Genomic DNA, 25976 nt, shown 5'->3' with positions numbered 1-25976 from the left:
CACCCTTCATATACCTTGTGTGTTCAGCAAAAGAGATCCTTTCACTGCTGTCTAAGACTTATTCCATAAATCCTAAGGATTATGTTGCCTATGATGTATGTTTAAACACAAAAGATGCATTCAAGACAATTATAGCAACCATTCTTTCCCAGAATTCAACTGATAAAGCAACATATATAGCATACAATAATTTAGAGAAGAAGATAGGAATTACACCCAACAATATTATAAAAATAGATTACAATGAGTTAAGAGAATATATAAAAAACGTTGGTCTATCCAACTCGAAAGCTAAGTATATAAAAAACGTGGCTACTTTTTTCCTAAGGCATAATCAAGATGACTTACATAAACTTTCTTGTGAAGAATTGAGAAAAGAATTGACTTCTATAGAAGGTGTAGGAGAAAAGACGGCTGACGTTGTTTTGGTTAATTGTTTTAAGTGTAAAGTGTTTCCTATTGACACTCACATAAAAAGGGTAGTCACTAGATTAGGAATAGTAGGTGAAAAGCCTAAATATAATGAGATAGCAAGTTTCTTTATTTCAAGTCTTAACGAAGAAGAACTTCTTTCAACTCATCAATTACTTATTGCACATGGAAGAGTTATTTGCACCGCAAGAAAACCTTTATGTAATAAATGTGTGTTAAATTTCTGTTGTGAATATTTCAGTAGAATGGGCAAAGATAACAGAGTTAATCCCTCATGAAGATATACTGTTGAGTTTAGTACATCGGAATATAGAAAATATAAAAAAGTATAAAAAGATAATACCTATTATAGTTGATGAAGAGTCTAATATAATACTAGACGGACATCATAGGTTTTATTCCCTTTTATTTCTTGGCATTTCTAAAGTACCTGTATTTTATGTAAAGTATATGAGTGAAAATATTAGAGTAAATTTTTGGTATAGACAAATTAGGCCTAGGCTGAATCTTTATGCTCAAGATGACGGTGATTATTGTGTAATCGAAAATAAAAACAAAATTTTATGTGAGTCCTCACTTTACAAACTTTACTGGAAGCAGCATATGCTGGAACAGAATTTGATTAAAAGCGGCTTTGTTGTGTTTAAGAACTCATCTACAGGGCTAAAAATACCTCCTCTGCCAAAAGAATATATAATTAGTATTGCATTGAAAGGATTGAGATTTCCTCCCAAGTCAACTAGGCACGAGTATAAATTTTATATACCCAAAGAAGAGATTTTGCTTAATGATTACTGATTTAGTAATTCAATTCTTAATATTTCTTTACCCGTCATTATTTGTTCTATATCAATTATTCCTTTATAAACTAGCTTCTGGAAACAAACCAGTTACAGTCCACTCTCATTTGAATGAGTACCCATTCCTCTCCATTTTAGTCCCTACAAAAGGGGAAAATATATCAGTCATTCAAGAACTTATAGACAATATCTCGCAATTACAATGGGATAAGAGAAAGATGGAAGTGATCATTATTTCTGACGATAGTGAGCAATATTTTAATGAACTAAAGTCAAAACTAAAGATCCCAGAAACATTAAATGTAAAGCTATACCGAAGGGAGAAGAAGCAAGGCTATAAAAGCGGTGCACTACTTTATGGTTATGAGAAAAGTAAAGGTGACATAATACTTACTATGGATGTAGATTCTAGATTACCTAAAGATGCCTTAATTAAAGCATACTATAAGATGACAACAAGTAATTGTGATGCAGTAGCCTTACAGTGGGTTGGCTATTCTAAAAATACTTATTCTAAATTGGCAAAAGGGATTATGGCATCTACGTGGTTTGCAAGTAAGGCGTTATTTGACGGTAAAGAAAAAGCTAATTTAAGCGTATTTCCAGTTGGAAGTGGAACACTTTTCAAAAGAGAAGCTTTACAAACTGTAGGGGGATGGGACTACAAGCTAGTTCAAGATGACCTAGAAATAGGCACTAGACTTGTAAATAAAGGCAAGAAGATTTGCTCTTCTGGCGTTCCAATAGAAATAGAAGTACCTGATAACTTCTTTTCTTTCTATGTACAACAAACTAGATGGGCAATGGGCACTGGTGAAGTGCTTAGGCATAGAATTAAATACATACTCACATCTAAGACAAGTTTACTCAAAAAGATTGATATGTTTATTCATTTACTGCAATATACACCTATTATGTTTACGTTTTTAGGCTCGTTACTTCTAGTAGTCTTAATACCATTTACACGTCATGATGTCTTAAGTTCTCCTCTGTTTCTTTTATGGGCAATTATTTTAGGTGTATATGCTTATGTAATATATAGTGTTTCGCTAAAACTAGGATTTACGAGAAAAGATGCTTTGTTTTCACTGGGAAGGATATCTGCATTTACTGTTGCGATTTCTCCATTCGTTTTCTATTCGTTTTTAAAAGGCTTAGTTAGTACAAAAAAGACATATGTAGTTACACCTAAGGCGGGAAGTAAAGTGAATATTCAATATAAGATTGTAATAACTATTGGAGTTCTTGGTATCATTTATTTTCTCTCAGCCATAATATATTTACTTAGTCATTATTATGTGACATCGATATGGTTACTTTATTATTCAGCTGGCTTTTTGTATACCTTATTAGGTTTTAACAGAGAATTATGAACAATCATTTTAATACCCCTAACTTTTTATTTTACATCTTGTGGAAACTAATTATATAAACTACCTATCGGATGAAGAAATTTTTAATATGCTTACTCCTCAAGTATCTAATTGGTTTAAAGAAAAATACAGATCATTTACTCCTCCACAGAAAGGAGCAATCCCACTAATAAAATCTAATAAGAATGTCTTAGTTTCTAGTCCAACAGGTAGCGGAAAAACCCTTGCTGCTTTCTTAGGAATTTTAGACACTTTAATAGAACTCGGCTACAAGAACCAACTAGAGGAAAAAATCTATGCTATTTACATCTCTCCTTTGAGAGCACTAAATAATGATATGAAGAGAAACTTATTTGAGCCATTACAAGAACTTAAAGAAAGAAATCCAGATCTTCCGGAAATAAGGATAGCAGTTAGAACAAGCGATACTTCATCTTATGAAAAGCAGAAAATGTTACGTAATCCCCCACATATACTCATAACCACACCAGAATCATTTGGGATTTCATTGGTATCTCCAAAGTTCAGAGAAAAAATTGCTGAGGCAAAATGGTTAATAATAGATGAAATTCATGAGTTAGCTAATAGTAAAAGAGGAGCATACTTGGTTGGTATGCTTGAGCTTTTCCAAGCTTTGATAGCTAAAAATGAAATAGTGAGAATAGGATTAAGTGCTACAGTATCTCCCTTAGAGGAGGTTGCTAAATTTCTAGTTGGTAAAGATAGAGATTTTCATATAGTAGATGCTAGATTTGTAAAACCAGCTGATATTAAGGTAGTTTCTCCAGTTAAAGATCTTGTTCACGCCTCAGAAGAAGAAGTAAGTAAAGGTATCTATGACTTTCTTGTTAAAGAGATAAAGACGCACAAGACTACTTTAATCTTTACAAATACGAGAAGTGCAGCTGAAAGAGTTTCTTACAAATTAAGAAAAATATTTGAATCGGAAAAGATATATGATAGTGATGTTGTAGCTGCACATCATAGTAGTCTAAGCCGTGATGTAAGATTAGAGGTAGAGGAAAAATTAAAAAGAGGAGAACTAAAGGTAGTCGTATCATCAACTAGTTTAGAATTAGGAATAGACATAGGTTACATAGACTTGGTTGTTTTACTTAGCAGTCCTAAAAGTGTAAGCAGGCTTTTACAAAGAATTGGAAGAGCAGGTCATAGTATAAGAAGCACTAGTAAAGGGAGAATAATAGTAGTAGACAGAGATGATTTAGTAGAATGCACTGTTTTAGCTAAGTTAGCTAGGGAACGAAAGATAGATAAAATACATATCCCTATGAACCCGCTAGATGTTCTTTCTCAGTTAATTGTAGCAGCGTCTTTAATTTCACCAATAAAGAAAGATAACCTTTTTAATATAATAACAAAGGCTCATAACTATAAAGATCTTACGATGAATGAGTTTGAAAGTGTTCTCAATTATTTACAAGGAGCCTTTGAACTTGAATCTAAGAACGTTTATGCTAAAATTAGAATGGAAGACGATATTATAAAACCAAAGAGAGGGGCAAGGATGATCTTCTTTTTGAACAGTGGTACAATCCCTGACGAAGCAGATATAGGTGTAAAGACTGAAAATGGAAAGTATGTAGGCAATCTGGAAGAAGAATTTGCAGAAATATTAATGCCAGGGGATATTTTTGTACTTTCTGGGAAAACGTATGAATTTGTCAGAAGTGAGGGTAATGTGATTATTGTAAAAAATGCTGAAGGACAAAGACCTACAGTACCCAGTTGGTTCTCAGAGATGCTTCCACTAGCCTATGATTCAGCGTTAGAAGTTTCTAGATTTAGGGGATTTGTAAGTGAGTTAATAGAAAAAGGAGTAGATAAGAAAGAAGCAATCGAGATCATTTCAAAAGAGTTTGAGCTAAGTAAACATGCTGCATGGTCGATCTATGAGTATGTTTTAGAAGAGTATCTTTTTACGGGTGGTCTTGTTCCTAGCAATAATCTTATTTTAATAGAGACTTACGATGATGAAGAAAATAGAAGAAATTTCATATTCCATGCTCTATTTGGTAGGAGAGCATTGGACGCATTATCAAGAGCGGTTGCTTACGTCGTGAGTGAAGATTTACACACAGATGTAAGAATATCGGTCACTGACAACGGTTTCATAATTACTTTACCATCTTTAATAGACTATGATATTTCCCAAGTCTTTGGTAAGTTAGACCCTGATAAGATGTATGAACTGTTGTCCAAAGTTATATTGAGAACAGAAATGATAAAGAAAAGATTTAGGCACTGTGCAGAAAGATCTTTTATGCTATTAAGACGTTATAAAGGAAAACAGACCAACATAGATAGAAGACAACTCAATTCAGAGGTTTTATTAGGTGTAGTTAGAGAATATGAAGGATTTCCAGTACTAAAAGAAACAATAAGGGAGATTTTAGAAGACTACATGGATATATCAAAGGCTATCGAGATAGTTAAGAAAGTTAGAAGTGGAGAGATAAATGTGAAAGTGATAGGCCCTTTTAGTATTCCTAGCCCATTTGCTCACAATATTATACTTAAGGAGCATTCAGATATTGTGTTAGCAGAACAAAAAAGAGACATGCTAAAGAAGTTGCATGAGAAGGTTGTGGAATTCTTGAGGGATAAGGGTGTTGACATTGATCTCAAATACACTGAAATCTAAATACTTAAAGGCCTTAACACAATTCTTGCTGACTATTATCCAAGGAAAATTCCATAGGCTCATATTTATTTGATCTAATATACTCGGCTCGCAACTATTTTTATGAGTGTGAATCAAAGCCTTAATATTTCCAATGTATTTATAAAACTCTTGTGCGTCAACTTCGAAACTATTGTTATGGTTAGAAATATTGTGTAGTAAAACCACTCTATTATCATTTAATAATATACCAATTTTCTCTTTGGTCAAGGTGTTACTAACTCCTCCAACCCAGCTATACTTTTAAGTATATCAGTTCTAGTAACTATCCCTACAACTTTTTGATCTTGGTTATATACGAGAAGTCTACCGACATTATATATTAGCATCTTCTTTATTGCAGCCAATATATCATCTTCTTCTTTTATGCTTATCACATTAGTTTTCATGTATTCGTTCACTTTTGCGTCGAATTTTCCCTCAAAGAATGCCTTAATAATATCTGCTGTAGTTAAAATACCTAACGTTTTTCCATCACTGTCTATAACTGGAGCTCCTCTTATTCCTTCTTTATAGAATATCTGAGATGCTTCTTTTAAGCTCATATCTGGCTTTAGAGCAATTAACCTCTTTGAAATAAGATTCTTTATTTGAACTTTAGGGACGCTTATCATTCTCGTTACGTCCCCTATCAACTCTTTTCTTGAATCATCTATATGTATTATTACTCCTTCAATAACTAACCTAGTATAAGGGATTGGCCCTATTTTAATAGTATCGCCTACTTTTAATTTCCTTAAATCACCAGATACTCTTAGTAAAATTTTATTCCCTGCTGGATTTGTTATGTCCAAAAGTTCTATATTATTTATCTTTATGTCAGTTTCTAATCCGTCTTTGTATAAGCTTAACTGATCTAAGATAGGAGTAATTATAGGGTTTTTGATTGATTCATAAGTCTTAAGTGTAGGAACATAACCACCATTAGGCCCAGGTTTTGACTCTATTAAACCGAGAACTTTTAAGCTTAAGATTATGTTTCTTACCGTTCCCTCATCTTTTCCTATTATATCTGCAACTTCCTTACTTTTTATCATTCTTTTATATCTATTATATAAGTCAACTAAAGCTAGAAGTATTTCCCTTTGCGTTGATGATAGATTCTGCATCAATAATTATAATATAAGTTAAGGTTTAAAAATATTCTCTAAGTAAATATTCTTTTTAGAATTTTTTGATTTATATTAAATACTTCAGTGGCTATTAGGCTTATATATTCTTGCTTCGGAGGAGGATAAGATATTCCAATGTTAATGGCTATAACTTTTTTCATAGCTTCAAGTGACATTTTATCTTTTATACTTCTTTCAGCAATACCTTCTGCTATTTTAAATGCTGTATAGAACCTAGAAAAACTTGTCGCTGTATGTTTTAATTCATCCGACTCAGTGTTATTCAGATTTCTTAATGCTTTAAATAAGAGATCTTCTGGTTTAAACGAGAAAATAGTTTCTGTAAAGATAACTCTTAATGTTTTTGCTACATTACCTTTATCCTTATCAAGTTTTTCATATGCTTCTAAAGGTTTGTTTTCCAATATTAAATTGAGAGCCTCATCATAAGTTACTTCAAAACTAAATAGTTTATCGAACAAGCTTCTATAGTCTTCAAAAAGTCCTAATCCGTCTTTCCCTACTACATATAAACTAATTAGCTCTTTTTCATAAAGGTCTTCGGCTTTAAAGCCTCTAATAGGTTTAATACCTTTTTCCTCATAAGACTGCCTAAGTAATTCAATAACATCGCCTCTTGCTAAACTTTGGTCTTCTAAAATTTTGCTCCATAAATCTGTGAGTACCTTGACGCGTTCCTTATATATCTCTTTAACCATATCGATTCTATTAGCACTCTCCCTTAAAAAAGTATTAAGTAGAAAACTTAAACTATGAGTATAACAGAAGAAACTCTTAAGCCTAATATAATTCTAATATCAGCTTCTGACTTGGAAAATGAGATAAAACAAATTGAAGAAAAAATTAATCAAGTAAATGAGAATAATTTACAGGAATTAGAGAAAATTAGATCAGAAATAGATAAATTACATACATTAACGAGCTGGCTGACTATTGCTAAATCTCAAGGTGTATGGAAGTCGAAGACGTGTAGACATGTAATTAATGATGCTTGTTCTGCTTGGAGCATAAGTGAACCAGAAAAGCTAGGTATTCCTCAAGACTCAATTTTCGTTACGGAAAACGGTTCAAAAAAGATAATTGTTGCTAAATTCCCAGAACTATGTATTACATGTCCACTTTACGAGCCTAAAAAGTTTTAACCAGTAACTTTTTAATATTTTTAATTTTTTCATTTTCAAATCCACAATTGTTTATAAATTCTTCTAAGCTTTCGATAATGTCTTCAGCTATTATTTCGTATATTCTTTCTCTTTCCTCTTCATCGGCTATTTCTAAAACTTTTTCTATAGTTTCATCACTAGGATGTGTTATTCCATTTATGAATTTAGTTATTGCAGAAGGAGAAATCCCAAGTTCATCGGCTAGTTCTTTTTTACTTCTCTTTTCCAAAAGAATGTCAATAATTCTTTCTCTTGCATCTTTACTGAGATTGTGTATAATTCTCATAACTCAATCCTGTTCCTTAAATTTAATAATTGCTTACCATAATTACTAATGAATGAATGCAATAGTATTTGACCTAGGTATTACAATGGAAGATATCGTAGAAAGACCAGTTCTTAATGATCACTTACAAGTAGTGCCAATAAAAGCGTTGATATCTGGATTAGAAAATTCTATCTATGTTGGATTGCTATGGGTAAGACCAGAGACAATATTAGGCAGTACTGGTCTAGTCAAGGTTAATGCTATAGGATTAGACGTTGAGCCACAGTTAGAAGGTAAGCTTGGTATTGTTTTGCCCTATTCAAAGAAATATGGTGGAGTTGGAACAGAAATAGACGGAATACTAGCAGAAAAATCAGTGATTCCTCAAGACGCTTTTGTACCCATTCCCTCTAATTATGATGATAGGCTCTTGCTTTATCCTTTCGTTAGTATTGGCTTACAATTGAGGAGAACATTACAAGGTTTAAACGTTCTAATTATAGGCGATGGATTAACTGGTTTAATTTCCGCTAATATGATAGTTGGTTACGCTAATAAAGTAGGCATTTTGAGAGACGAACTTAGTTACAAAATTAAGATGTATGGTATTGAGGAGATAAAAGAGTTTAATTCCTCATGGGATGTCATCCTTATAACTACGATGAGAAGTTGGGCTAGAGTTTTAGCATCAAATTTATCGTCAGATACTATGGTTGTCTTGCCAAAGTTTATGAACTCTTGGCCAGTAGTTCTCCCCAATAATAATGTGAAATTTATTGAGCCAACAAAAGTCAATGGTGTATTTGAGTATATAGAGAATGAAATTAGTGATAAATTTTTTAAAGAAATAATAGGGCTTTCAAACGATTTATTATCTTCAATTCCTTCTTCTAAGCCTGGAATAATAGTAGATGTAACAAAAAGTTTATTTCACAAAATCTGATATAGTTTGACCCAATATTTTTATTCCCTCTTCTAATTCTGCTTTAGTAGGATAACTGAAGTTTAACCTCATTGTATTTCTTCCGCTGTAATCGTAATAGAAACTTGACCCTGGCACGTAAGCGACTCCTCTTTTCATACTTTCTTCTAGCATTTTTAATGTATCAATCTTCTCTGGGAGCCATGTAAATACAAACATCCCTCCTACTGGTTTTGACCATTTGGCTTCTTTGGGGAAGTATTTTTCTATTGCTTGTAACATTATATCTTTCTTTTCTTTGTAAACCTTTCTAATTAAAGGCAATTGATTTTGTATAACTCCTCTTCTTATTGCTTCCATGGCAATCATTTGTGTAAGTGTTGGAGTATGTAGATCTACATTTTGTTTATATAATTCTATCTCATGAATTATTTCTTCATGTGCTACTACCCATCCTAACCTAAGTCCCGGTGCTAATATTTTACTAAATGTCGAAGTATAGATCACTCTTCCGGATCTATCTAATGCCGCTAAAGGTGGTGGAGCTTCTCCGTCAAATACTAAAAAGCCATAAGCATCATCCTCAAATATCAGAAAGTCAAATTTTTCTGCTATCTCAAGTAGCCTTTTCCTATCTTCTAAACTCATTGTTGTCCCACCTGGGTTTTGTGCTGTAGGAATTACGTACATTAGCTTTGGCTTTTTACCGTTATTTACACTATCTTTAACCTTTCTTTCTAACTCGTCTAAGTCTGGTCCTTTTTCAGTTAAATGAACACCTATGTAATTTGGTTTCCTTGTCCTAAGGATATTAAGTGCAGCCAGATATGTGGGCATTTCTACAATTACTGTGTCCCCTGGATCAACTAGCAGATTAAATATCATGAATAGTGCTTCTTGGCTACCTACGGTCACAAATATGTTATCTTCTTTTATTCCCGAAATTCCTCTATACATCGAGAGATTCACTAATTCTTTTCTAAAGTCGCTTATCCCAGCAGTAGTAGAATACTGCAGAGCTTTGTCTGCGTTTTGCGTCAAAACATCATCAACTATTTTCTTTATCTCCTCTTTTGGAAAAGTCTGTGGATCTGGTAATCCACCAGCCAGGCTTATAACATTCTTACCTTCAGTTAGCTTTAATAAATCTCTTATCTCAGAAGACCTTAAACTGGCTGTGTCCTTTGAGAGAAATTTCTCAAACATTATTTCACAACTAATTATATAGGCTAAAGTTTTTATCTATTTTTGTGGAAAACTGGTACGCTGAAATTATAACAATAGGCAATGAAATATTAAGTGGAAGAACTATTAACACAAATGCCTCTCATATTGCAAGAAGGCTTACATCTCTAGGATATAACATAAGGAGAATAACAGTAGTTATGGACGAGATAGAAGAAATTGCTTCAGCATTTAAAGAGGCTTTGAGTAGAAAACCAAGGCTAATTGTATCAACTGGCGGTTTAGGTCCTACTTATGATGATAAGACAAATGAAGGCTTAGCTAAGGCATTAAATACAGAATTAGAATTAAACACTATTGCATATAATATGTTATTAGAAAAGTATTCAAAATTAAATATAGAAATGACTGAAGAAAGAAAGAAGATGGCAATGATGCCAAAAGGTGCAATAGCTGTTGAAAATAATGTTGGAGTAGCTCCCGGGATTTTAGTCGAATATGAAGGGGTTATAATTCTAGCTACTCCGGGTGTACCTAAAGAAATGGAGGATATATTAGAGACTTTTATAAAGAAATATTTGAAAGTGAAACCTAATGTAAAATATGTAGAGACAAGTTTTATTTTAGAGGGTGTTATGGAATCAACTATAGCACCTTATGTAAAACAACTAGTGAAAAAATATGATTTATATATAAAAACTCATCCTAAAGGACAAGAACTAGTAAAGCCAGTACTGGAAATTCAAGTTGCAGGAAGTTCGACAAATGAGAGTGAGATAAAAGAAAAGGTGCAAAAAGCAGTAGAAGAGCTTAAACAAATTGGAAAACAACTAGGTGGAACTATCCTACAAATTCAATGATAAGTTTTGTTATGTCCTCTGGGTCTTCAAAATTAAGGAAATGACCATATCCTTTAAGTATCTGAGTTTTTGCATTTTTAATCTTATTTTGAAGAGTAGATAAATTAGAAGAAAGTTTGTCCTCATCTCCATAAATTATCAGAGTTTCATTATCAATTTTTTCCAGATCTTTTGAATAATCTTTAGCGCTTAGTAGACCTTCAACTGCATATTTATAACCTATTGGTGTATTCTCCTTATATACTTGTAACAGATCTGACCAAGCTCTTTCAAGAAGTTTCGACGAAAATTCTCCTTGCTTTCTTCTGAATTCGGCTAAAGCTTGCATTCCTAAGTTCATGGCAATGGATAGATACCTTTCATATGGTTCTGGATTGGGAGCCTTGTATAGTGCTCCAATTAAAACAAGCTTATCTACTTGATTATGAAGTGCATAATCAATTGCTATTAAAGTCCCGATTGAATGTCCTACAATTATCGGGTCCTCTACATTCAGCTCTTCTAACAGCAATTTTAAGTCCTCTGAGTGATCCTCTATTTCATATGGTCCAGAGGCAACTGATGACCTTCCATGTCCTCTCAAATCATACTCAATTACTCTATATTTTTCTGTTAGAACTGGAAAAACGTATTTCCAACTGTTTATGCTCCCGGCTAAGTGATGAATTAAGACTATAGTTTTACCTTCTCCTCTTTCTTGATAAAAAATTCTTATCCCGTTTTCTAATATGGTAAACATTTTCACACTAATTTTTTGATCTCATCTAAATAAATTTCACTAATCATTATTGGATATTCTATTTTCATTTTTTCTAGAATCTCAGGTTTGATTTCTCCTATAACCCCAATCCTTTTGTCTTGACAATAAATACCCGCTGTCCTTCCTTCTATTAAATAGTTATTTTTCTCTTTTTTATATTCTACATTTAGTCCTAAACTAGTTAAGATATAATGAACTGGTGATTGTAAATCCTCAAAGCTCACTTTGCTATCCATAATAGCGTATACAGCGTTTAACTTATTTTCATATCCAGTGTCGTTATCTTCGCTTTTTACTATGCTTTCTCCAACTTCAAAAACTCTTATTGGCATTCTTGAATGTTGATTCTTGGAAAGAAATTGTAACATAGTAGGAATTAATGAGTTCCTTATAGCATCATAATCTACCGTTATGGGATTGACAATCTTTACAAATTCATCGTTTAGTAGTGAATCGTTAGTTAGTACAAAAGTAAATATCTCTGTAAAACTAGCCCCTATGCTAAGATCCCTTATAACTCTTGTAATTTTAGTTTTATCAGAAAGTAAACCCATACTTTCTATCTTGTATGCTGATGGTGAAAGATATGAATAGCCAACAGTCATTGCCACTTCCTCTGTCAGATCTATAGGAGCTAAAATATCACTTCTATAAGGCGGGATAATCACTTCAAGCTCTTTCCCTAAATCATTAACGTCAAATCTAGCCATCTTAAGATATTCAATTACATCTTGTTTCTGTATTTGAGTGCCTAAGACTTGATTTATATACTCTATTGTAATATTAACCTTACTATGTCTTAATATGGGTGATTTGTCCGTGTAAGGAGATATGACTTTTACCTCGCCTATCTTTCCACCCATCTCTGCCAGATTTGTCACTAAAATATCTAATGTTGATATAACAGCGTCTAAAGAGGTCCCAGTTACGTCTATAAATAAATCTGTAGTTGATGTTCCCAGTCTTGTTTTCTCAGAATTTATAACTGGTGGTAAACTTAGAATTTGCCCATCATCCTGCATTATAGCGGGCATCTTGTTATCAAATAACGAGATATTTCCATATTCTTTTCCTTGATCAGTGCTTTCTAAGACCTCTTTTACACTCATTTCTTTTGAAGAATTTAGAGGAACAAACTTATAATCAAGGTTTACAGTAGTGTAAAGTATCTTTTTTGAGTCAATCTTTCTCAAGTCATGAATTCCAATAGCTACTTTTTTCCTTTTCCTACCAATTGTAATATGGAGTTTTTCTTGAAATTGAATGAGTTCTTTAAGCAGTTCCTCATCCAGTTTTACTCCTTCAATAATCGCAGCTAAAGCATATGGTCTACTTTTTACTTCCTTTACTTCAAACGAATATTCACTATTCTTTACGGAGTATTTTGCTTCTCCCAACTCTCTCTTAAGTAGACCTTTTATTGACCTTATAATTCCATATACGAAAAGCAGATCCGGTCTATCATTATTTATCTCTATTTCTATGTGATCTTGGTCTATGGGTTTCATTTCAGATTTAAGGTTAAATAGTAAATCTTCTAATTTGCTTTCGTTTATTTTCAGTTCATTTAATAGTCGCCATTTATAGACGTTAATCGTAGGCATTAATATCTACCTTTCTGCTTCTTAAGTACTCAATGTCATTAGCATATAATAACCTTATATCTTTAAGGCCGAAGAGTAGCATAGCTAATCTGTCAATTCCGATGCCCCATGCTCCCGCAGATGAGTTTACTTCTACTGCTTTTAATATTTCTGGTCTTAATAATCCCGCACCGCTCATTTCTACCCATCCTAATCCCTCTATTTTCCCATAAACTTCAACACTTGGTTCTGTAAATGGAAAATAAGCTGGTTTAAACTTAATTTCTTTTATTCCGATTCCATTAAATATCTCTTTCAATGTACCCAATAAATCCCTAAAAGTGAAGTTATCCTCAACTACAAGTCCATCCAATTGATGGAATTCTATCAAATGTGTTGCGTCAATTGAATCTGGTCTAAAGACTTTTCCTATTGTGAATGCCCTTAATGGTGGTGTTGGTCTCGATGCCAAAATCCTAGCAGTTGTTGCAGTTGTTTGACTTCTTAACATTAATCTTGTAGCTATTTCTCTGTTCCACTTGTATTTCCAACCATTCTCATGCATTTCTTTTACTTTTTCAACTAATTTTTCATCTGGCAATTTTCCTTCTCCAGAAATTGAAAAACTATCATGTATTTCCCTAGCTGGGTGATCCTGTGCCTGAAATAATAAGTCGAAATTATAGAATTCCATCTCTATATAATCACTATAGAATTCTTTAAAACCCAATTCTTTCATTACATTTTTTAGCTTTTCTAAGAATTCCTTAAAGAAATGTTTCCTACCTAATGGGTAAAAAGGAGGATAAGCTTCAACGTTGTATTCTCTCAAACTATATTTTTTCCATTCTCCACTTGCTAAAAGTTGTGGCGTTAAGAAAGTTATTGCAGGTTTTATTTCGATTTCTTCTTTTATTAGTTTTAAATAGGACATTTTTTCTTCTCTTTTAATGACAAATTTTCTAGCTAATAATTCCTGGAGAATTTCTCTCCTAGCATTTTCTGGTTCAAGTAGAGCTTCTCGCTCATCTTTTGCTTCATAATGTACAACTAGTGGAATTAACGTATCTTTTTCTATTTTTATTAGACCTTTTCTTTTTGCCCAACCAAGAGCGATTTCAAAATCCTTTCCTAGTTTATTCCTTATATCTTGTATCTTAGCTTCCTTTCCACCTAAAGAATTTACAAGTATCTCTTCGGGTAAACCGTTTTTAAGCCTCTCTTTTCCTTCTTCTGTTAGTTCATATTTTGTTATTTTTTTCTCTTCAACTGAAATATAGCCTTTTTCTTTTAGAAGTTGAGAAATACTAAATACCGTATCTATTGGGATGTTTAACTGTTTGCTTATATTTTCAGCAGTATCTTCTTTCACTTTTTTTAAATATTCTAAGATTTTTACCTCATTTTCACTTAACATTTATAACTCCACGCTCTGCCCTGGTTGAAGTATCAGTGCTCTATAACCTCTTTTCGCTACTTCAGTAGAGAAGATATTGGGATCAACCTTTATGAGATCCCAAGTGTTATAATGTATAGGTATAGCATATTTCTTTGGTTTTAGCATTTCTACTGCAATTGACGCTTGATAAGGATCCATTGTAAATCTTCCACCAATGGGCAATAATACATAGTCAGGTTTGAAGAGGTCTCCAATTAGTTTCATATCTTCAAATAATCCAGTATCTCCAGCATGATATATTGTAATCCCTTCAGAGCTTATTACAGTTCCAGTTGGATCGCTGTGTTCACTTGAATGTACAGCTTTTGTCAATGCGAGATTTATCCCGTAAAAATCCACATAACCTCCGACGTTAGCTGGAATTATTCTATCCCATGATATTCCGAATTGAGTTACTAAATAATTTTCAAGATCATAAGTAGCGTATAGATATGCTCTTGGATTCATTTTCATTAATTCAACAGTGTCTCCCAGATGATCATAATGGTCATGGGTAACTATTATAAGGTCTAGGTTATTATCAAAGTAGCTTAACTTTACTGGAGATAATGGATTATCTTTTATCATTGGATCTATTATAATATGTTTTCCGTTTAAGTAGAGTTCTACGGCCGCATGACCTAACCATCTTAACTGTGCCATATTAAAAGATAGTTATAAGGTAAAAATTAAAGTTTCTATTTGTTTCTTATGACTATGGATGAGCAAGCTTTAGAGCTATTGAGAAAAGCGGGTAAAATCGCTGCTAAGGCAAGAGATTTAGGTGCGAGAGAAATTAAACCTGGTGCAAAAGTTTACGATATATGTGAATACGTAGAGAAAATAATTATAGAAGAAGGGGCAAAACCAGCCTTTCCTTGTAATCTTTCTATAAATGAAGAGGCCGCTCATTACAGTCCGTTAATTAATGATAATAAGATTATTCCAGAAGGAGCAGTGGTAAAACTTGATATCGGTGCACATATTGATGGTTATATTACAGATACTGCTGTCACAGTAGTTTTAGACGGAAAATATCAGAGGCTTGCGGATGCCTCAAGAGACGCATTACAAGCTGCAATAGCTAATATGAGACCAGGTGTCAGTCTTGGGGACATTGGTAAAAACATTGAAAGAGTAATAAAGACTTACGGGTTCAAGCCTATAAGAAATTTGGGTGGACATTTGATTAGGAGATATGAGCTTCATGCAGGTGTATTTGTGCCAAACGTTTATGAGAGAGGTCTAGGAAGGGTTATAGAGGGAAACACATATGCCATTGAACCTTTTGCAACTAACGGAGAAGGTGAAGTTATTGAAGGTAAAGAAGTTACAATATATTCTATTAGATCACTAAACGTGAAAAATCTGACAGATGAAGAGAGGAAGTTTTTAGATGAGATATATAAAAGAGCGAATATGTTACCATTTAACGAAAGATGGTTTAAGGACTTGGGTGAGCCAAGTTACATTAGACAAATGTTCAAAACCTTAACAAGAAGAGGAGCACTTCACTCCTATCCAGTTCTTTTAGAAGTAGGAAGGGGCATTGTTTCTCAGTTTGAACATACTGTTCTAGTTACTAAAGATGGAGTAGAAGTTATAACTTAATTGTCGATATGAAAAGCATTAGTAAACTTTTAATAAAGTTTAATTAGGTGGCATGTATATTTAATGTTTGAGAAGCATGATAGATCTATTGGCATATGCTCAAAGTAGTAGTAATCAAATAAACACGAGTTATACATTGATTACTCTAATTTTCTATGCCGCATTATTTGTATTATTCCTTATGCCAGGTGTTCAGCAAAAAATGTATACTTATTTCGTAGCTAGGGATATTGAGAGCGGGCTAACAAAATTAGAAAATTTCAGCAAAAACGCAAAGAAGAAAACTATTGAATTATTAAAGAAAAGTGGTGCAACAAACGCAGAAGAATTAACCGAAAAATTTGCTGAATGGTTTGTTATAGATCCAGTAAATGTAGAACCAACTGATATAATAAATAGGATGAAATTGTTGATGAGAACAAGTGACGATAAGATAAGGCAGATTATTATGCTATCTTTGCCCAACTTAGACCCAGTTACGAGAAGTAAAATACAGGTATCAGCAGAGATTGTAAATTCATTAAATATGATATATAAAGTTATAAGACATTATCTGCTACTTGGTAAGAAGTTAAACAGTTACTATATTTTACTTCAGCTACAGTCAATAGTTCCTATGCTAGTAAAAATGGCAGAATCTTATGAGAAAGCTCAAGATGTATTTATAAAAGGAATTCCAGTAGGAGATTCATTAGGGCCATTGGTTGCCTCTAGATTCTTAATGAACATAAACGAAAAGTGGACTCCAAGTAGAGAAGTTGTAGCGGGAGAAACAGAGTTTGAAGGAAGAAAACTAATTGTATTAAAAGCAGAGGGCCCCATGCCGACTGTAGGTACACCTGGAGAAGCTGTAGAAAATGTAATAAATAAACTAGAAGGTAGAGTTAATAGAATAATTACCGTAGATGCTGCAGCAAAATTAGAAGGGGAACAGACTGGCAGTATAGCGGAGGGAGTAGGAGTTGCTATGGGAGATCCAGGTCCAGAGAAAATAGCAATAGAAAGGGTTGCTGTGAAATACAACATTCCGATTGATGCTGTAATAGTAAAGATGAGTATGGAAGAAGCTATTACAGAGATGCCAAAGGAAGTGTATGATGCTTCTGATAAAGTAGTTGAAATGGTTAAGCAATTGATTAGAGAAAGAACTAAGCCAGGAGACACAGTAGTATTAATAGGTGTAGGAAATACTTGTGGTGTTGCACAATGAGTCAGTCTTCTCAACAGCAACAAAAAACAGTTGTAACAGTTCTTAAGTGCCTAAAATGTTCTTATACTGTTGAAAGACCCTTTAAAGAAGGAGACTTCATTCCAAAAATAGATGGTACTTGTCCTAATGATGGGTCTCCTCTATACATATGGGGAATTTATGCTAAACCTTTAGTTGAAAAGAAATAAGGTATTATGTTAGAAAGTTTTTTAAGTGAGTACAGCTTATTATTATTTGCCCACTCGGCCATAGTGAGCGGGTAACACCCGGACTCGTTTCGAACCCGGAAGTTAAGCCGCTCACGTTAGAAGGGCCGTGGGATCCGCGAGGACCCGCAGCCCTTCTAAGCTGAGATGGGCATTATATTTATACTTAATTTTTAATAATATTACTCCTTATATCATATAATGAAAAAAATCTTTGATGAAATTCATGGTTATATAACATTAAATGACGTCGAAACTAAGCTAGTTGATACATCTGTTTTTCAAAGACTAAGGAGAATAAAGCAGACTAGTTTAGCTTATATTGTATACCCTGGAGCTATGCATACAAGATTTAGTCACTCAATTGGCAGTATGTACTTAGCAAATAGACTTGCACAAAGACTAAGTGAAGAAGGGATTATTACATCAGAAGAAATCCAAGATTTAAGAATCGCCGCACTTCTTCATGATATAGGCCAGTTTCCATTTAGTCATGCAATTGAACCTATTTTTCTATCCAAAAATATTAGTAATGAATTTCTTAGAGACGTTATAATTTCTAAAAGTAGTGACATACAAGAGGTGCTCGATGAGTTTTCTATCTCAAGTAAAAAAATCTTAGATATTTTACATGGAAATTCTTTCATTTCATCAATTATCGACAGCGATGTTGATGTTGACAGGATGGACTACCTAGTGAGAGATTCGAGGCATACTGGAGTTCAATTAGGTAGCTTAGATCTTGATAGGTTAATTGACACAGTTAGTTATGGTGAAAATAAGACCATAATTATGCTAGAAAAAGGACTTAATTCTTTAGAGAACTTTTATATATCAAGGCTTCATATGTATCAAGCAGTCTATTATCATAAAACAATTTTGGGTTATGAAATTCAGTTGAGGAGCATTTTCTCAGAATTATCCAACTATTGTTGTCCTGGTATATTTGAGGAATCTTTTCTTAGGAGCAGCATCGAATCGAATTCTTTTTCATATTGGGACGACGAGTGGGTTTTCTCTAAGCTGTATGAGGGATTATTTGATCCTTCAATACCAGAAGAGCTCAAACTTAAGATAAAGAGTTTTCTAGACAGAAATGGACCAAAAGTAGTTTATGAAGAAATTTCTTTTCAAGAGAACGAATCTAGGATAGAAGAAACCGTAATTAAATTAACTAAATATGGAATTCCAGAGCAATCAATATATCCTTTTTCTGAATCTATTAGAATTATAGATAAGCAGAAAATTAGGATAAGAAGTAAAAATAAGGAAAAAAGCGTGAAAGAGTTTTCCAGTACACTACTTAATGTGATTCCCTCGGTTATAAATATTAGAAGAGTTTATGTTGATCATTTTTATGCTCAAAAAGCGAGGGATATACTGAGTTGATACGATTAGTCCTTACGGACGTTGATGGGACTTTAACTTTAGAAAGAGACACCTACGAGATTGATCTTGATGCCATTCAAGCTTTAAGGAAATTAGAGAAATATGGTATAAAAGTTGGTCTTGTAAGTGGAAATTCTTATCCAGTACTAAGGGGTTTATATACGTATTTTAATTTCCATGGGGGTTTAGTAGCTGAAAATGGTTGCGTTGTGTATCATAACAAGGTAATGAACAAGGTATGTGAAGAAATTGACAAGAGTCTTATAAGAGAGTTTGAGAGTAGATTTAACGTAGTTAGAACATGGCAGAATGAGTTTAAGTATTGTGATTTGACCTTTGTTCCGCCCACGCTAAACAATGAAATGATAGAATGGGCTAAATCACACGGTCTTTACATAAAGACCAGCGGGTATGCAATTCATATATCGAAGTCTTCCTATGGAAAAGGTATTGGTGTAAGGAAGCTAATTGAGTTACACAATCTAAATAAATATGAAGTGTTAGGTATAGGAGACTCAAGTACTGATAAAGAATTCCTAGAGGAAGTTGGCGTAAAAGTAGTTGTTGGAAATGCTGATGAAGAGGTTAAAAAAATAGCAAACTATATTACTATTAATAAAAGTGGAAAAGGAGTAGTAGAAGTAGTTCAAAAAATACTGAAAGGTGAAATAAATGGAAGAAATTGAGGAATTGATATACAAGTATGCTCTCCAAAATGCTTATAAGCATGATGGAAAAGCTCAAGATAAAGCCGTAGTAAGTAAAATCTTTACCGAGAGACCTGACTTAAGACCTAGAGCTAAAGAAATAGTGGAATTGGCAAAGAAAATAGTAGAAAAAGTAAATTCCATGCCGATAGAGGATCAACTCAAAGAACTCAAGGAAAAATACCCAGAATTACTTGAGGAAAAGAAGAAGGAAGAAGGCAAAAAAACTTTACCTCCTATTAAGGTTGATGGAGAATTTATTACTAGATTTGCTCCAAATCCAGATGGTCCTTTACATCTAGGTAATGCAAGGGCTGCTGTAATTTCATATAAATATAGTGAAATGTATCATGGGAATTTTATACTAAGGTTTGATGATACAGATCCAAAAGTTAAGAGACCTATAAAGGAAGCATATGATTGGATTAAGGAAGATCTACGTTGGTTAGGAATAAAATGGAATAAAGAACTAAAGGCATCTGAGAGGCATCAGTTTTACTATTCAATAGCAAAAGAACTAATAAGTAAAGGCTATGCCTACGTTGATACTTGCGGAGAAGAAGAATTCAAAAAAATGAGAGACGCATGGAAACCTTGTCCTAATAGGCTAAAATCACCAGAGGACAATCTTGCATTATTCGAAAAAATGCTTAACGGAGATTTCAAAGAAGGAGAGGCAGTCTTAAGAATAAAAACTGATCTTTCTTTACCAGACCCATCACAAAGAGATTGGGTTTTACTTAGGATAATTGATGTTAAAAAGAATCCTCATCCTATAACTGGTGATAAATATTGGGTATGGCCAACATATAATTTTGCTAGTGCAGTAGACGACCACGATTTGAATGTAACTCATATTTTTAGAGGGAAAGAACATGAGGTAAATGCTGAAAAACAGAAATGGATTTACAACTACATGAATTGGAAGTATCCTTATGTTGAAGAATTTGGTAGACTAAAGTTAGAAGGGTTTATGATGAGTAAATCAAAGATAAAGACAATCCTTGAGCAAGGAGTAACTATTGATGATCCTAGGTTACCAACATTGGCAGGATTGAGGAGAAGAGGTATTTTACCAGAGACTATAGTAGAGACTATTATTGAGGTCGGATTAAAGATAACAGATGCTACAATTAGCTTTGATAATATAGCTGCTTTAAATAGAAAGAAGCTCGATCCTATTGCTAAAAGATTAATGTTTGTCTCTGAGCCTAAAGAATTTACTATCGAAATACCAGAAGCCATAACGGCAAAGATTCCATATAATCCTAATAATCCTAAAATGGGTTATAGAGAAATAACAGTTTCCCCCAACGATACTATCTATCTAGAGAAAAAAGATGCAGAAGAAGGGACAATTATCAGACTCATGGAACTATGCAATGTAAGGGTTGAGGGAAAGAAACTGGTTTTCCATAGCAAAAACATAGAGGATGGAAGAAAGCTAGGAGCTAAGATTGTTCAGTGGGCTAAAAAAGAAGAGGCAGTTAACGTAGAAGTGTTTGTTCCCGATCCTAAAGAAGAAAAGCCATCAATTAAAGGATTTGGAGAAAAAGAAATTAGCTCTCTTAGAGTAGATGAAATAGTGCAGTTTATAAGGTTTGGATTTGTAAGAGTGGATAAAAAGACTAATGAAGAAATTAAGGTAATATTCTCGCATGAGTAACTTTATTAATTAGCCCTGCTATGATATTTTTGCGTGACGAAATAAGAGGAGGATGAACGCATGTCAAAACCCTCATTCGTAAAATTTGATGTACCAGAAGATTTAGCTAATAAAGTATTAGATGTTATTAGAAAAGCTAAGGAAACTGGAAGAATAAAGAAAGGCACAAACGAAACTACAAAAGCAGTGGAAAGAGGTCAAGCAAAGCTAGTAGCAATAGCTATGGATGTACAACCAGAAGAAATTGTAGCACATCTCCCATTATTATGTGATGAGAAGAAAATACCATATGTCTATGTTCCTTCAAAGAAAGCTTTGGGCGAAGCTTGCGGTTTACAAGTGGCAGCAGCGGCAGTAGCTGTTATTGATCCAGGCGAAGCAAAAGACTTACTAGACGAAGTAGTGAAAAGAGTAGAGGAAATAAAAGGAAAAGCTAGCTAAATTTTATTTTTTAAATAATTTTCTATTTAAGTGATAAATTTTATATATTTTTGCTGTAATATAGATTATTTAACTCCTTTTGTTTTCTCAAAAATATAGCGGGCCCGCCGGGATTTGAACCCGGGATCTTGGGCTCCGGAGGCCCACGCTTTGTCCAGGCTAAGCTACGGGCCCTTATTAAGTATTTAAGTTTATATCGTATTTCAGAATAATATTATTTTGTAATGGCTAAGCAGATTACACTTTTCGATTTTTCGCTGAAGCAAGAAAACAAAAAACAACAGCAGGAAGAAGTTCATCAAGAGTTAAAAGTTGAAAGTAAACATGAAGAGAAACATAGACAAAAAGAGTGGCTAAAAGAAGCGGAAGAGGGAAAAACATACTTTCTGTTACAAGTTGATTATGACGGGAAAAAGTCAAAAGCCGTCTGTAAACTTTATGATAAAGAGACCAAGAAAATTTATGTATTATATGATAATACAAACCATAAACCATACTTTCTCACTGATATTGAGCCAGATAAAGTAAACAGAATTCCTAAAATAGTGAGAGACCCTTCTTTTGATCATATCGAGTCAGTAACAAAAATTGATCCTTATACTGGGGACAAAATCAAACTTACAAAGATAGTTTTAAAAGACCCATTAGCCGTTCGAAGGATGAGAAACGATGTACCTAAAGCATACGAGGCCCATATAAAGTATTTTAATAACTATATTTACGACTTAGGTCTTATTCCCGGTCTTCCATATGTCGTGAAGAAAGGTAAACTTGAGCAAGTAAGCCCAGACTTAAGGGGTGAAGAAGTAGAAGAGATAAAAAAAGCGTTTAGTGATGCTGATCAGATGACAAAAGAGGCAGTAAATGATTGGATTCCTATTTTTGAGTCTGAAGTGCCAGATGTAAAAAGAGTTGCAATAGATATTGAAGTTTATACGCCAGTAAAAGGAAGGGTTCCAGACCCAGAAAAAGCAGAGTTCCCCATAATTAGTATCTCATTAGCTGGAAATGATGGGTTGAAGAAAGTTCTCGTGCTAATAAGAGAAGATGTAAATTCTACAATTTCAAAACATGATATAGACGTCGAAACTTTTAAGACGGAAAGAGATCTGTTGAAGAGATTTTTTGATCTTATAGTTGAGTACCCCCTTATTTTAACTTTTAATGGAGATGATTTCGATATACCTTACATTTATTATCGTGCATTAAAACTAAACTTCTTACCCGAAGAAATTCCGTTTGCTATTTCGCCAGAGGAAGGAAAATATCTTGCAGGCCTCCATATAGATCTCTACAAGTTCTTCTTTAACAAAGCTGTTAGAAACTATGCTTTCGAAGGAAAATATAATGAGTATAACCTTGATGCTGTGGCAACTGCCCTACTTGGTATCTCTAAAGTTAAGCTAGATACACTAATTAGTTTCTTGGATCTTGATAAACTAATTGAATATAATGCTAGGGACTCGGAGATTACGCTTAAGCTAACAACTTACAATAACAATCTAGTATGGAAATTAATGATATTATTAGCTAGAATATCAAAGATGGGATTAGAAGAACTAACAAGGACTGAAGTTTCAACATGGATAAAGAATTTATATTATTGGGAACATAGAAGAAGAAACTGGCTTATTCCTTTAAAAGAGGAAATTTTAGCAAGGTCTAATGAAGTAAAAACTGCTGCTGTTATTAAGGGAAAAAGATACAAAGGTGCTGTTGTTATTGATCCGCCTGCAGGCATATTTTTTAATGTGGTAGTATTGGATTTTGCTTCGCTGTATCCTTCCATAATCAGAAATTGGAATATTAGCTATGAGACAGTAGATGTTGAGAACTGTAAGAAAATAGAAGATGTAAAAGATGAGACTGGAACAGTTTTACATTCCATATGTATGGATAAGCCGGGGATTACTGCAGTAATAACTGGGTTGTTAAGAGATTTTAGAGTAAAAGTATATAAGAAGAAAGCAAAATCACCTAGTGTCTCAGAAGAGCAGAGATCCGTTTATGATGTAGTACAAAGAGCAATGAAAGTATTTATAAATGCTACTTATGGAGTATTTGGAGCTGAAAACTTCCCATTATACGCCCCTGCTGTTGCTGAAAGTGTTACTGCTTTGGGAAGATTTGTTATTACTACTACTGTAAACTATACTAGGTCTCTAGGGATTCAAGTATTATACGGAGATACGGACTCAATGTTTTTATGGAATCCAACAAAAGAAAACCTTGAAAATATAATAAAATTTGTAAAAGGTAAGTTTGGTTTAGACCTAGAGGTTGATAAGAGTTACAAATTTGTAGCATTCTCGGGCTTGAAGAAAAACTATTTGGGAGTATACCCTGATGGAAAAACTGATATTAAAGGTATGTTAGCAAAGAAGAGGAACACGCCAGAATTTATTAAAAAAGAATTCAATGAGATAAAGAAGCTAATAGTATCTGTAAATTCACCTGATGATATCCCTAAAATCAAAGATGAATTAGAAACAAAGATTAAAGAGATTTATGATAAGCTGAAGCATAAGGGATATAACCTAGACGAGCTGGCCTTTAGAGTAATGCTATCCAAAGAGTTAGATAGTTATAAGAAAAACACACCTCAACACGTAAAAGCTGCATCACAGTTGCAAGCTTATGGAGTAATGGTGTTACCAAGAGATATTATTATGTTTGTGAAAGTGAAAAGTAAAGATGGAGTAAAACCTATTCAGTTAGCTAAACTGAGTGAAATTGATGTTGATAAATACGTAGAAGCTGTAAGAACTACATTCGAGCAAATATTGAAAGCATTCGGAATAAATTGGAGCAAATTTAGCACAACATCTATAGATTCATTCTTTAACTATAGTAAAAAGTGAATTATTCTTCTTCCTCTTCTTCATTCGTCTCTTCTTCTACTTCTTGTTGTGGAGATGTTACTTGTTTAGCATAATCTAAGATTTCATTTTCACTTTTTTCGTCAATATATAATGAAACCACGTATACTTTTTTATCCTTAAAATCAGACTCTACCCATTCGTTATCAAAACTTATCACAAACACTGGAATTTCAGCTATAGCTTCTTGTTTCGTTCTACTTTTTATGTAATTCTTAAATATTTCGTATGTTTGTGGTTTAAGAGGCAAGGGTATATGTATTTCATGGAGATCTTTCATAATTATAAAGTCAGAGGTGTTTTCATTCCACTCCTTTAAGGCCTCATTTGCAGTACTCCTTAATACATTTGCTAAGTCTCCTTCAACTATGTCCTTTTTAGACACATTTCCATTCTCGCTTTTTACCACGATTACCTTCATTTATGTTCACCAATAATGTAAAGGTAAATTTGATGTGTCATTCCTCTATCTTCAACTTTAACCACTTCTTTTGGTGTCCATCCTCTCATCTCAAATTCATGTGATACTATTCTAGTCCCTGGTTTAAGCTCTTTTTCTAGTTTTGGTTTTAACATTTCATTTACATTTGTTAATAAGAACATTGTTACTACAGTTGCCTCAGATAGATCAACTTCGAAGAAATTGCCTTTAACTACTACTGCTCTGTTCTCTACGCCATTTCTCTTTATATTCTCCAATGCTTCCTTTATTCTCTCGTCATTTATCTCTACTCCTACTGCTTTCTTTACATTGAAGTCTTTTACTGCTGTTATAATTATTCTGCCATCCCCGCAACCTAAGTCATATACTATGTCTTCTGGTCCTGCTTTAGCTATTTCTAGCATTTTCTTTACTACAGGTTCTGGTGATGGCACGTATGGTACATGTGGTACGTAACTCACTTTAATCACTAAACTAATTTATTAGGACAAGACATTTTTAATTTTTTCAAGTGCTTGTTTTTTGCCTTCTTCAGGGTCCGGTTCTAGTTTTTGTGGGTTGAAAGGCATTTGTGTTAAGACTGGTATAATCTTTCCATCGTCAGTCTCTATGAAAAGTTGAGGCAAGAACGTTCCTCCAAACTCATCTTTTTCTCCATAATCCGCTAAGAACGCATAGTCCTCATTCTTTATTTCTTTTTCTACGTTTAATTCTTTGCTTAATTCTTCTACTACCTTTAAAAATGGTTTATGTGCTGGGTGTGACTCAGAAGTTACCAGAATCAGTTTTTTAGCCTTCATCCATTAA

26 protein-coding genes, 1 tRNA gene and 1 rRNA gene are annotated in these 25976 nt (G+C 33.5%); 16 read left to right on the top strand and 12 right to left on the bottom strand.

Annotation, left to right across the window (positions count from 1 at the left end; all coding sequences use genetic code 11):
• Positions 1-17: 17 nt before the first annotated feature.
• The 4 genes from AC3OCB_RS07910 to AC3OCB_RS07895 are packed head-to-tail and all read left to right on the top strand — an operon-like array spanning position 18 to position 5267.
• Positions 18-710, top strand: coding sequence for an endonuclease III domain-containing protein (locus AC3OCB_RS07910; RefSeq protein ID WP_498341820.1), 693 nt, complete (start codon positions 18-20; stop codon positions 708-710).
• The gene (locus AC3OCB_RS07905) at positions 661-1230 is read left to right on the top strand and encodes a ParB N-terminal domain-containing protein (protein WP_498341818.1); all 570 of its coding nucleotides are present in this window, start codon (positions 661-663) and stop codon (positions 1228-1230) included. The genes AC3OCB_RS07910 and AC3OCB_RS07905 overlap by 50 nt, the downstream gene beginning before the upstream one ends.
• Positions 1220-2605, top strand: coding sequence for a glycosyltransferase family 2 protein (locus AC3OCB_RS07900; protein ID WP_498341817.1), 1386 nt, complete (start codon positions 1220-1222; stop codon positions 2603-2605). The genes AC3OCB_RS07905 and AC3OCB_RS07900 overlap by 11 nt, the downstream gene beginning before the upstream one ends.
• 40 nt (positions 2606-2645) lie before the next feature.
• The gene (locus tag AC3OCB_RS07895; RefSeq protein ID WP_498341816.1) at positions 2646-5267 is read left to right on the top strand and encodes an ATP-dependent helicase; all 2622 of its coding nucleotides are present in this window, start codon (positions 2646-2648) and stop codon (positions 5265-5267) included.
• A gap of 245 nt (positions 5268-5512) precedes the next feature.
• Here AC3OCB_RS07895 and AC3OCB_RS07890 read toward each other — a convergent pair whose 3' ends face one another.
• Positions 5513-6415 (bottom strand): CBS domain-containing protein, encoded by a 903-nt coding sequence (locus AC3OCB_RS07890; RefSeq protein ID WP_498341815.1) that lies wholly within the window; start codon positions 6413-6415, stop codon positions 5513-5515.
• A gap of 38 nt (positions 6416-6453) precedes the next feature.
• The gene (locus AC3OCB_RS07885; RefSeq protein ID WP_498341813.1) at positions 6454-7137 is read right to left on the bottom strand and encodes a DUF2192 domain-containing protein; all 684 of its coding nucleotides are present in this window, start codon (positions 7135-7137) and stop codon (positions 6454-6456) included.
• 54 nt (positions 7138-7191) lie between these two features.
• Here AC3OCB_RS07885 and AC3OCB_RS07880 point away from each other — a divergent pair, with 54 nt between their 5' ends.
• Positions 7192-7581, top strand: a complete 390-nt coding sequence (locus tag AC3OCB_RS07880; RefSeq protein WP_498341812.1) for a hypothetical protein — start codon at positions 7192-7194, stop codon at positions 7579-7581.
• On the opposite strand, the gene AC3OCB_RS07875 is transcribed toward AC3OCB_RS07880, so the two are convergent.
• Positions 7568-7888, bottom strand: a complete 321-nt coding sequence (locus AC3OCB_RS07875) for a helix-turn-helix domain-containing protein (RefSeq protein WP_498341811.1) — start codon at positions 7886-7888, stop codon at positions 7568-7570. The genes AC3OCB_RS07880 and AC3OCB_RS07875 overlap by 14 nt on opposite strands.
• A gap of 52 nt (positions 7889-7940) precedes the next feature.
• On the opposite strand from AC3OCB_RS07875, the gene AC3OCB_RS07870 reads away from it, so the two are divergent.
• Positions 7941-8813, top strand: coding sequence for an MDR/zinc-dependent alcohol dehydrogenase-like family protein (locus AC3OCB_RS07870; protein ID WP_498341810.1), 873 nt, complete (start codon positions 7941-7943; stop codon positions 8811-8813).
• Here the strand turns inward: AC3OCB_RS07870 and AC3OCB_RS07865 are convergent.
• Positions 8796-9998, bottom strand: a complete 1203-nt coding sequence (locus AC3OCB_RS07865; RefSeq protein WP_498341809.1) for an aminotransferase-like domain-containing protein — start codon at positions 9996-9998, stop codon at positions 8796-8798. The two genes, AC3OCB_RS07870 and AC3OCB_RS07865, sit on opposite strands and share 18 nt — an antisense overlap.
• A 44-nt stretch (positions 9999-10042) precedes the next feature.
• Here AC3OCB_RS07865 and AC3OCB_RS07860 point away from each other — a divergent pair, with 44 nt between their 5' ends.
• Entirely contained in the window at positions 10043-10837 is a 795-nt protein-coding gene (locus AC3OCB_RS07860) for a nicotinamide mononucleotide deamidase-related protein (RefSeq protein WP_498341808.1), read from the top strand.
• Here AC3OCB_RS07860 and AC3OCB_RS07855 read toward each other — a convergent pair.
• From AC3OCB_RS07855 to AC3OCB_RS07840, 4 genes are read right to left on the bottom strand one after another with little or no spacing between them, the layout of a single operon-like run.
• Positions 10818-11576, bottom strand: a complete 759-nt coding sequence (locus AC3OCB_RS07855) for an alpha/beta fold hydrolase (RefSeq protein WP_498341807.1) — start codon at positions 11574-11576, stop codon at positions 10818-10820. The genes AC3OCB_RS07860 and AC3OCB_RS07855 overlap by 20 nt on opposite strands.
• Before the next feature lie 2 nt (positions 11577-11578).
• The gene (gene pheT / locus AC3OCB_RS07850) at positions 11579-13201 is read right to left on the bottom strand and encodes a phenylalanine--tRNA ligase subunit beta (RefSeq protein ID WP_498341806.1); all 1623 of its coding nucleotides are present in this window, start codon (positions 13199-13201) and stop codon (positions 11579-11581) included.
• Entirely contained in the window at positions 13188-14597 is a 1410-nt protein-coding gene (gene pheS, locus AC3OCB_RS07845; RefSeq protein ID WP_498341805.1) for a phenylalanine--tRNA ligase subunit alpha, read from the bottom strand. Before pheS ends, pheT begins: the two co-directional genes overlap by 14 nt.
• On the bottom strand, positions 14598-15281 hold the full coding sequence (locus AC3OCB_RS07840) for a metal-dependent hydrolase (RefSeq protein ID WP_498341804.1): 684 nt from the start codon (positions 15279-15281) through the stop codon (positions 14598-14600). It lies immediately after the preceding gene.
• A gap of 54 nt (positions 15282-15335) precedes the next feature.
• Between AC3OCB_RS07840 and map the strand changes: the two genes are divergently transcribed.
• The 8 genes from map (at position 15336) to rpl7ae (ending at position 21848) form a co-directional block, all read left to right on the top strand.
• Positions 15336-16229, top strand: a complete 894-nt coding sequence (gene map, locus AC3OCB_RS07835; RefSeq protein ID WP_498341803.1) for a type II methionyl aminopeptidase — start codon at positions 15336-15338, stop codon at positions 16227-16229.
• Positions 16230-16308: 79 nt separating this feature from the next.
• Positions 16309-17439 carry a DUF1512 domain-containing protein gene (locus AC3OCB_RS07830; protein ID WP_498341975.1) on the top strand — a complete coding sequence of 377 codons (1131 nt, stop codon included), beginning with the start codon at positions 16309-16311 and terminating at the stop codon, positions 17437-17439.
• The gene (locus AC3OCB_RS07825) at positions 17436-17627 is read left to right on the top strand and encodes a hypothetical protein (protein ID WP_498341802.1); all 192 of its coding nucleotides are present in this window, start codon (positions 17436-17438) and stop codon (positions 17625-17627) included. Before AC3OCB_RS07830 ends, AC3OCB_RS07825 begins: the two co-directional genes overlap by 4 nt.
• Positions 17628-17677: 50 nt before the next feature.
• Positions 17678-17796 (top strand): 5S ribosomal RNA (gene rrf / locus AC3OCB_RS07820).
• Positions 17797-17846: 50 nt separating this feature from the next.
• Entirely contained in the window at positions 17847-19034 is a 1188-nt protein-coding gene (locus tag AC3OCB_RS07815) for an HD domain-containing protein (protein ID WP_498341801.1), read from the top strand.
• Positions 19031-19720 carry a phosphoglycolate phosphatase gene (locus tag AC3OCB_RS07810; protein WP_498341799.1) on the top strand — a complete coding sequence of 230 codons (690 nt, stop codon included), beginning with the start codon at positions 19031-19033 and terminating at the stop codon, positions 19718-19720. Before AC3OCB_RS07815 ends, AC3OCB_RS07810 begins: the two co-directional genes overlap by 4 nt.
• Complete coding sequence (locus AC3OCB_RS07805; RefSeq protein ID WP_498341798.1) at positions 19707-21407, top strand: glutamate--tRNA ligase; 1701 nt, start codon at positions 19707-19709, stop codon at positions 21405-21407. Before AC3OCB_RS07810 ends, AC3OCB_RS07805 begins: the two co-directional genes overlap by 14 nt.
• A gap of 60 nt (positions 21408-21467) precedes the next feature.
• On the top strand, positions 21468-21848 hold the full coding sequence (rpl7ae, locus tag AC3OCB_RS07800; protein ID WP_498341797.1) for a 50S ribosomal protein L7Ae: 381 nt from the start codon (positions 21468-21470) through the stop codon (positions 21846-21848).
• Positions 21849-21947: 99 nt separating this feature from the next.
• On the opposite strand, the gene AC3OCB_RS07795 is transcribed toward rpl7ae, so the two are convergent.
• A tRNA-Arg gene (locus tag AC3OCB_RS07795) sits at positions 21948-22022 on the bottom strand.
• A 50-nt stretch (positions 22023-22072) separates the two neighbouring features.
• Here AC3OCB_RS07795 and AC3OCB_RS07790 point away from each other — a divergent pair.
• A complete protein-coding gene (locus tag AC3OCB_RS07790; protein WP_498341796.1) occupies positions 22073-24709 on the top strand; it encodes a DNA-directed DNA polymerase I in 2637 nt (878 codons plus the stop codon).
• A gap of 1 nt (position 24710) precedes the next feature.
• Here the strand turns inward: AC3OCB_RS07790 and AC3OCB_RS07785 are convergent, their stop codons facing one another.
• From AC3OCB_RS07785 to AC3OCB_RS07775, 3 genes are read right to left on the bottom strand one after another with little or no spacing between them, the layout of a single operon-like run.
• Positions 24711-25148, bottom strand: a complete 438-nt coding sequence (locus tag AC3OCB_RS07785; RefSeq protein WP_498341795.1) for a DUF2286 domain-containing protein — start codon at positions 25146-25148, stop codon at positions 24711-24713.
• Positions 25145-25630 carry a protein-lysine N-methyltransferase gene (locus tag AC3OCB_RS07780; protein ID WP_498341793.1) on the bottom strand — a complete coding sequence of 162 codons (486 nt, stop codon included), beginning with the start codon at positions 25628-25630 and terminating at the stop codon, positions 25145-25147. Before AC3OCB_RS07780 ends, AC3OCB_RS07785 begins: the two co-directional genes overlap by 4 nt.
• Positions 25631-25651: 21 nt before the next feature.
• Positions 25652-25969: a hypothetical protein gene (locus AC3OCB_RS07775; protein ID WP_498341791.1), complete on the bottom strand. Its 318-nt coding sequence runs from the start codon at positions 25967-25969 to the stop codon at positions 25652-25654.
• Between the last annotated feature and the right edge of the window lie 7 nt (positions 25970-25976).

The organism is Sulfurisphaera sp. (assembly GCF_059755235.1).
Note: the sequence above shows the minus strand (reverse complement) of the source record. Positions and strands in the feature narration are given on the sequence as shown.